Raw genomic sequence first — 8,454 nt, 5'->3', positions numbered from 1 at the left:
ATCGTCGCCGCGCCCACCCCTCCAACTCGGCCCGCTCGTCAGTGGTCAAGACAATCTTCGCGGCATGAGGTGTCGGCACAACCCAGTCTAACAACTAGATCGCAATTAATGACTCAGGACACTAGGCGCCGACGGCCAGGTCTACTGGACCGCATGAGAACCCCGCCGGACCGTCGCCGAGATTGCCTGTGGTGCGCCTACTCTCAGGCTTGACGCACGTGGAATGCGATTTCGGCGGAACACCAGCCCCGGCGGGTCACCAACCCTGAGCGGGTCACCAGCCGCGGCGGTGGGGGGCCGATCCGATCAGTTCACCCTGCCGGGCCACGTCGCGGCTGCGGTAGACGATGTACGGACGGAACAGGTACCCGACGGGGGCACTGAACGCGTGCACCAACCGGGTGAACGGCCACAGGCAGAACAGCGTCAGACCGATCAGCACGTGGATGTGAAACCACAACGGCGCCTGCACCATCAGGTCACCGCGCGGCTGCAGCACCCAGATCGAACGGAACCACGGCGACACCGTCTGCCGGTAGTCGTGCTCTGCGCCCACCGGTGTCGCCCCGATCAGCGTGCAGGCCAACCCGGCGACGATGGCGAGCACCAGGACCAGATACATCACCTTGTCGTTGACCGTCGTCGCCATGAACACCGGGCCGCGGGTGCGCCGCCGGTACACCAGCAGCGCGATACCGACCAGCGTGCACACTCCCGCGATGGCGCCGAGTACCAGCGCTTGGATGTGATAGGCATGGTTGCTCAATCCGACGGCGTCGGTCCAGGATTCGGGGATCACCAGGCCGATGACGTGGCCGACGATCACCACCAGGATGCCGAAGTGGAACATCGGGCTGGCGATGCGCAGCAGCCGGCTCTCGTAGAGCTGCGAGGACCGGGTGGTCCAGCCGAACTTGTCGTAGCGGTACCGCCACCAGGTGCCGATGATGACGATCGCCAGCGTCACGTAGGGGATGACGTCCCAGAAGATCTCCCAACCGGACATGTCACCGCACCCTTTCTGCCTCGACGCCGGCGTCGACCCGGCGCGGCGGGACGGTCAGCGTGAACGGTTGCAGTCCTACGGCCTCGGCAGGAGGACCGTCCGCGGCCAGCCGCTGCGCACGGCGCACTTCGCCGTCGGTGGCCGGCGGCAGCGTCGAGAGCACCGCCGCGATCGCGGGGGCATACGGGGAGTCCTTCTCCGCCAACGCCTGATGTAGCACCTCCAGAGCCACCCGGTGCTCGCACAACAAGCGCCGGCCGGCGTCGGGGTCGACGGTGGCGGCGAACTCGAGTACCACCGGAAGGTGGTCGGGCGCCTCACCAGTCGGCATCTCGACCCCGGAACGCCGGTAGACGTCGGCGAAATCCAGCATCGCGCGACCGCGATTACGGGTGTCCCCCGCGGTCCAGTACGTCAAGTAAAGCGTGGCGCGGCGGCGCATGTCGAAGGTCGCCACGTACCGCTGTGCCGCATCCATCGGGTCTACTTCGCGCACCGCGTCGACCGTGCGCGAAAGATGTTCTCCCGCAGCACCGTCGATGTAACACAGCAGTTCTGCCGCGGTCTCCAGCTGCCGCGGGTCGGGATAGCTCAACACCAGCGAGGCGCACTGCCACACCAGCCGGTCGGCGAGCGGCCGGCGTCTGCGCAGCCTCATCCCCGGTCCCCGTTCTGCGGGAACATCCCCGGCGGCGCGCCGCGGCCGTCCCAGTTCAACAGGTTGACCCGCGACGGACGGGACTCGTTGGCCGCCATGTGCTCGCTGGTCTGCCGGTGTCGCAGCGCGTGGAAGGTCTCCACCGCGACGGGCACCGGCACACCACTGGCCTCGCCGAAGGGTCCGGACTCGTACATGCCCGGGCCGCCTTCGAACGACAGCGAGCAGCCCGGCTCCTCGATCCCGGGAAGTCCTTCGGTGGCGTACGCCGTCGGGATCACGTAGCGCTCATCGTATTTCGCAAGGGCCAGCAGTCGGTACATGTTGTACATCTGCTCCTCGGTCATCCCGACAGACTCCGGGATGTGCGGCTGCGTGTCGCGACCGAGGTTGACGTCGCGCATGTAGGACCGCATCGCCGCCAGACGGCGCAGCACACCCTCGACCACCGCGGTGTCGCCCGCGGTGAACAACCCAGCCAGATACTCGATCGGGATGCGCAGCGCCTCCAGTGCGCCGAACAGATTCCCGACCTCCTCGCCGTCGTGGCCGCTACGGCTGACCGCGTCCACCACCGGCGACAGCGGCGGGATATACCAGACCATCGGCACGGTCCGGTACTCCGGGTGCAGCGGCAACGCCACCTGATAGGTGTGGATCAGCGCGTAGATCGGCGAACGCTGCGCGGCCTCGATCCACTCGTCGGAAATCCCCTCGGCGCGGGCCGCGGCGATCACTTCGGGATCGCTGGGGTCCAGCAGGATCGACTTGTGCGCGTGGTACAGGTCGGTGTCCTCGGGCGTCGAGGCCACCTCCAGCACCCGGTCGACGTCGTAGAGCACCAGTCCCAGATAGCGCAACCGGCCCACGCACGTCTCCGAGCACACCGTCGGCAGTCCCACCTCGATGCGCGGATAGCACAGCGTGCACTTCTCGGCCTTGCCCGTCTTGTGGTTGAAATACACCTTCTTGTACGGGCATCCGGACACACACATCCGCCATCCGCGGCAGCTGTCCTGATCGACCAGCACGATGCCGTCCTCGCTGCGCTTGTACATCGCGCCCGACGGGCACGACGCCACGCAGGACGGGTTCAGGCAGTGTTCGCAGATCCGCGGCAGATAGAACATGAACGTCTGCTCGAGCTCAAGCCGGACCTGCTCGCTGACCTGACGCAGCACCGGGTCGCCGGAGAGCAGTTCGGTGGAGCCGCCCAGGTTGTCGTCCCAATTGGCCGACCACTCGACCTTCATCGGCTCGCCGCTGATCAGGCTGCGCGGCGGTGCGACCGGAATATGTTCGCCCAGAGGCGAGTTCGTCAAATTCTCGTAGTCGTAGGTCCACGGCTCGTAGTAGTCGTCGATCGAGGGCAGCTTGGGGTTCGAGAAGATGTGCAACAGCTTGGAAAATCGTCCGCCTCCACGCAGTCGCAACCGGCCCCGCCGGTCCCGCACCCAACCGCCGCGCCACCTGTCCTGGTCCTCGTAAGTGCGCGGATAGCCTTGCCCGGGCCGGGTCTCGACGTTGTTGAACCACACGTACTCGGTGCCGGGCCGGTTGGTCCACGCCTGCTTGCAGGTCACCGAACAGGTGTGGCACCCGATGCACTTGTCCAGGTTCATCACCATCGCCATCTGGGCCATCGGTTTCACTGGTAGAACACCTCCTGCGAGCGCCGGCGCACGACGGTGACCTCGTCGCGCTGGTTTCCGGTGGGGCCCAGATAGTTGAACGCGAACGCCGTCTGGGCGTACCCCCCGGCGAGGTGACTGGGCTTGACCAGCAGCCTGGTCAGAGAATTGTGAATGCCGCCCCGTTTGCCGGTGGTCTCGGTCAGCGGCACGTCGATCGTGCGTTCCTGGGCGTGATAGACGAACACCACCCCCTCGGGCATCCGGTGGCTGACGATCGCCCGGCACACCACCACGCCGTTGCGGTTGACGGCCTCCACCCAGTCGTTGTCGCGCACAGCGATTTTGGCGGCGTCGACCGGACTCATCCACATCGTCGGCCCACCGCGTGACAACGACAGCATGAACAGGTTGTCCTGATACTCCGAGTGGATCGACCACTTGGAGTGCGGGGTCAGGTAACGCACTGTCAGCCCGATGCCGTCCCGCTCACCGACGGCACCCTCGCCGAACAGTCGGGCCATGTCCAGCGGCGGCCGGTACGCCGGCAGCTGCTCGCCGAGTTCCTCCACCCAGTCGTGGTCCAGATAGAAGTGCATCCGCCCGGTCAGGGTGTGGAACGGCTTGAGCTGTTCGATGTTCACCGTGAACGGCGCATATCTTCGCCCGCCCGTCTCGCTGCCCGACCACTCCGGACTGGTGATCACCGGCACCGGCCGGGACTGGGTGTCGGCGTAGGTGATGCGGCGCTCTTCGCTGCCCTCGGCTAGGTGCACCAGCGCAGTTCCGGTGCGCCGCTCCAGCTCCCGGAAGCCCTCGACGGCCAGCCGCCCGTTGGAGGTTCCCGACAGCGCGAGGATGACATCGGCCATCCGTTCGGCGGTGGTGATCGCCGGACGGCCCGCGGCCGGCCCCGATCCCAGCACCCCGAACTTCTTCGACAGTTCGGCGACTTCCTGCACCGGCCAGGTGGTCACCCCTTTCGTCGTCACCCCGAGCCGGTCCACCAGCGGGCCGAGCGTCGCCCACTTGTCGGCGACCGCCGGGTAGTCACGCTCCACCACGGTGAGTGGGCCGATGGTCCTGCCGGGCACCGGCACGTCGCCGGTCTCCCGCCAATCCCGCTGTGTGCCGCCCGGATATGCCATCGCGCCGGGCGTGTCGTGCTGTAGCGCGCCGAGCACCACATCGGTGCGGGTGCCCAGGTGGGTGCGCGCCAGCGCCGAGAAACTGCGCGCGATGGCGCCGAACGCGTCGAAATCCGACCGGGTTTCCCACGGCGGGTCGATCGCCGGGCTGAACGCGTGGACATAAGGGTGCATGTCGGTCGAGGACAGATCGGCCTTCTCGTACCAGGTGGCCGCGGGGAGCACCACATCGGAGAGCAGCGTCGTCGATGTCATCCGGAAGTCGATCGACATCAGCAGGTCGAGCTTGCCCTCCGGAATCTCCGGCGACCACGCGACGTCCCCAGGCCGCAGCGCCTCCTCTGTCGGGGTGGCCTGCAGATTCGAGGTGGTGCCGAGCAGATGGCGCAGGAAGTACTCATTGCCCTTGCTCGACGAGCCCAGCAGATTGGCTCGCCAGACATCGAGGACCCGCGGCCAGTTCGACGGATCGTCGGGGTCGGTGACCGCCAGCTTGAGCCGCCCCGCCGCCAGCTCCTCACACACGTACTGCGGGATATCACGTCCAGCCGCCTCGGCGTCGTCGGCGACGTCAAGGCTGGACCGGTCGAACTGAGGGTAGAACGGCATCCAGCCCATCGCCGTCGCGGCGGCCACCACGTCCATGGTGTGTTTGCCCGCGAACCGGCCCCGTGCGGTCGGGCTGGCCAGCGCGTCGGCCCGGTAGCCGTCGTAGCGCCACTGGTCGGTGTGGGCGTACCAGTACGACGTACCCGGCATCTGGCGCGGAGGGCGGGACCAGTCGGTGGCCATGGCCATCGTCGCCCAGCCAGTCACCGGCCGGCACTTCTCCTGGCCGACATAGTGCGCCCACCCGCCGCCGTTGCGGCCCATCGAGCCGGTCAGCAGCAGCAGCGCGAGCACGGCGCGGTAGGTGGTGTCCCCGTGAAACCACTGGCAGATCCCGGCGCCCATGATGATCATCGAGCGGCCACCCGACTCCTCGGCGTTGCGGGCGAATTCGCGCGCCACCCGGATCGCCTGTGCGGCAGACACTCCCGTGATCGACTCCTGCCATGCCGGGGTGTACGGAGCCTCTGCGTCGTCGTAGCCGGCCGGCCACTCCCCGGGCAGGCCGGGCCGGGCCACGCCGTACTGCGCGAGCATCAGGTCGAATACCGTGCACACCCGGTGGTCTCCGACCCGGCGCACCGGCACCCCGCGCCTCAGCGTGGCACCCTGACCGCCCACGGTGTCGAACCTCGGCAACGTGATCACCGCGGTCTCACCGCCGCCGGAATCGTCGGCCACGGTCAGCGCCGGGACCAGGTCACCGAGATCGAGGTTCCACCTGCCCTCGCCGGCCTCGCCGTAGCGGAAGCCCAGGGAGCCGGGCGGCACCGCGACGTCGTTTCTCGCGCCGTCGAGCAGCACCGGCTTGAACGCGGCGTTCTCCTGTGCGGCCCCCTCCCCCAGATCGGCGGCGGTCAGCATCTTGCCGGGCACCAGCACACCTTCGCGTTCCTCGAGTTTGACCAGGAACGGCAGGTCGGTGTAGGTGCGGACATAGTCAACGAAGAACGGAACACGTTGCCGGACAAAGTTTTCGGTGAGGATCACGTGCCCCATCGCCATCGCCAACGCCCCATCGGTGCCGGCCGCGCAGGGCATCCACTCGTCGGCGAACTTGGTGTTGTCGGCGTAGTCGGGGCTGACGCTGACCACCTTGGTGCCGCGGTAGCGCACCTCCGCCATCCAGTGGGCGTCCGGGGTGCGGGTCACCGGCACGTTGGAGCCCCACATCATCAGATACGCCGCGTCCCACCAGTCGCCGGACTCCGGGACGTCGGTCTGGTCGCCGAACACCTGAGGGGAGGCCACCGGCAGATCCGCATACCAGTCGTAGAACGAGGTCATCGCGCCACCCAGCAGGCTGACGAAACGCGCCCCCGCGGCGTGGCTGACCATCGACATGGCCGGGATCGGCGAGAACCCGGCGATGCGGTCGGGGCCGTAGGTCTTGATGGTGTGCACGTGGGCGGCGGCGATCATCTCGGTGGCCTCGGCCCAGCTCACCCGTACCAGGCCACCTCGACCGCGCGCCTGCTGGTAACGCCGACGGCGCTGCGGATCGGCCTGGATGTCGGCCCACGCGAGCACCGGATCCCCCAGCCGTGCTTTGGCTTCCCGGTACATCTCGACCAGCACACCGCGCGCGTACGGATACCGGACCCGGGTCGGCGAGTAGGTGTACCAGGAGAACGCGGCGCCCCGGGGGCATCCGCGCGGCTCGTACTCGGGCCGGTCGGGGCCCACCGACGGATAGTCGGTCTCCTGGGTTTCCCAGGTGATGATGCCGTCCTTGACGTACACCTTCCACGAGCACGACCCGGTGCAGTTCACACCGTGGGTGGAGCGCACCACCTTGTCGTGGCTCCAGCGATCTCGGTAGAACACGTCGCCGTCGCGGCCGCCGCGGCGGGTGACGGTGCGCAGATCGTCCGAGAACTCCCCAGGGGTGAAGAACCGGCCGCTGCGTTCGAGCAGCTCCTCGACGACGCCGCCGGTCCGAGGTGTGGTGGTCACCGGGCGGCCCCCTCGACGCGTGGTTGGTGAGCGTGCAAGCGCAGCGCGGTGTAGGTGAATGCGATCAGCGCGGTCGCCACCAGCAGCGACAGGCCGATGGTGTAGTCGTTCTCGACGCTGTCGTAGGTCGCCCCCATGACCAGGGGCGGGAAGTAGCCGCCGAGCCCGCCGGCCGCGGCGACAATGCCGGTGACCGAACCCACCGACTGGGAGGGCGCGCGGCGCGCGACCCAGGCGAAGACGCCACCGGTGCCGATGCCCAGGAACAGTGCCAACGTGATGAACGTGATCGCCGACCAGAAGTCCGGCGGCGGCTGGAAGATCGCCACCAGCGCAGTCACCGCCGTCCCGGTGAACGAGCCCAGCACCACGTACTTGGGGGCGAAGCGATCGGCCAGCGCACCGCCGACCGGACGGGCCAGCACCGCTGCGAGGGCAAACCCTGCGGTGCGCGCACCGGCGTCGACGGCCGAGAAGTCGTAGATGGTCTTGATGTAGGTCGGCAGGTAGTTGCTGAAGGCGACGAATCCGCCGAAGACGACGGCGTAGAGGAATGACATCTCCCATGTCACCGGCAGCTTCGCCGCGGCTTTGAGTTTCGGCACCACCGCGTCGTGGTTGGGCGTGAAGCCCGGCGAGTCGCGCATGGCCACCAGGCACAGCCCCGCGGTCGCGGCCAACGCGATCGCGATGACCAGGTGCGTGGTGAACAGCCCGAACCAGTTGACGAAGCGCGGGGTGAAGAACGCCGACAATGCGGTGCCCACCATGCCCATGCCGAACACACCGGTGGCGAATCCGCGGCGGGAAGGTTCGTACCAGTGGTTGGCGAACGGGATGCCGACCGCGAAGACGGTGCCGGCGACGCCGAGGAAGAACCCGAAGACCACCAGCAGCGGGTAGGAGCCCGACGTCCCGGCGATGCCGACCGCCAGCACCGGGAGGATCGAGGCCAACGTCACCGCGATGAACATCACCCGGCCGCCGAAGCGGTCGGTCAGCGGCCCGACCACGATCCGGCCGAGCGCGCCGACGAGGATCGGGGTCGCGACCAGGATCGAGGCCTGGCTGCTGCTGAGCGACATGTCGCCGGCCTAGGTGGTGGACAGTGGACCGATCATGTTCCAGGCCCAGAAGTTGATCGCGGAAACCCAGGTGGCCAGCGCCAGATTGAGTCCCCGCCGTGCGCCGATGTCCGGCGTTGTCGCCGTGCTCACGGATTCAGCGAAACATCTTTCCGCAGCCCTGTGTCACGTTTGGCGATATTTGAATTGATCTGTGGCGCCTTAATTTTCGAACCGGGAGCGTACCTAAGCCGACTAACCTCGACGTTTCGTGAAATAGGCTGTTGACACGACCTGTAATGCACGGAAGTGCCTGTCCTGTTTGAGAAAATGTGACTTGTCTAGGGTCCATGTTCACAAAGCGGGAAGGCACTCCGTAGGT

Annotated in this window: 2 protein-coding genes and 3 pseudogenes; all 5 read right to left on the bottom strand. The window is 67.4% G+C overall.

Annotated features, from left to right (window positions below; translation table 11 throughout):
• Positions 1 to 274: 274 nt before the first annotated feature.
• Positions 275 to 1,019: pseudogene (gene narI / locus ACTWP6_RS29255) on the bottom strand (respiratory nitrate reductase subunit gamma); the annotation flags it as partial.
• 9 nt (positions 1,020 to 1,028) lie between these two features.
• A pseudogene (narJ, locus tag ACTWP6_RS29250) lies at positions 1,029 to 1,664 on the bottom strand (nitrate reductase molybdenum cofactor assembly chaperone); the annotation flags it as partial.
• The gene (narH, locus tag ACTWP6_RS29245; protein WP_443189507.1) at positions 1,661 to 3,316 is read right to left on the bottom strand and encodes a nitrate reductase subunit beta; all 1,656 of its coding nucleotides are present in this window, start codon (positions 3,314 to 3,316) and stop codon (positions 1,661 to 1,663) included. The gene narH and the pseudogene narJ, both read right to left, overlap by 4 nt.
• Complete coding sequence (locus tag ACTWP6_RS29240; protein WP_443189506.1) at positions 3,313 to 7,008, bottom strand: nitrate reductase subunit alpha; 3,696 nt, start codon at positions 7,006 to 7,008, stop codon at positions 3,313 to 3,315. Before ACTWP6_RS29240 ends, narH begins: the two co-directional genes overlap by 4 nt.
• Positions 7,005 to 8,129: pseudogene (locus ACTWP6_RS29235) on the bottom strand (nitrate/nitrite transporter). The gene ACTWP6_RS29240 and the pseudogene ACTWP6_RS29235 overlap by 4 nt, the downstream one beginning before the upstream one ends.
• Positions 8,130 to 8,454 lie beyond the last annotated feature (325 nt).

It is taken from the genome of Mycobacterium sp. 4D054, assembly GCF_052245755.1.
Classification (GTDB): Bacteria; Actinomycetota; Actinomycetes; order Mycobacteriales; family Mycobacteriaceae; genus Mycobacterium.
Note: the sequence above shows the minus strand (reverse complement) of the source record. Positions and strands in the feature narration are given on the sequence as shown.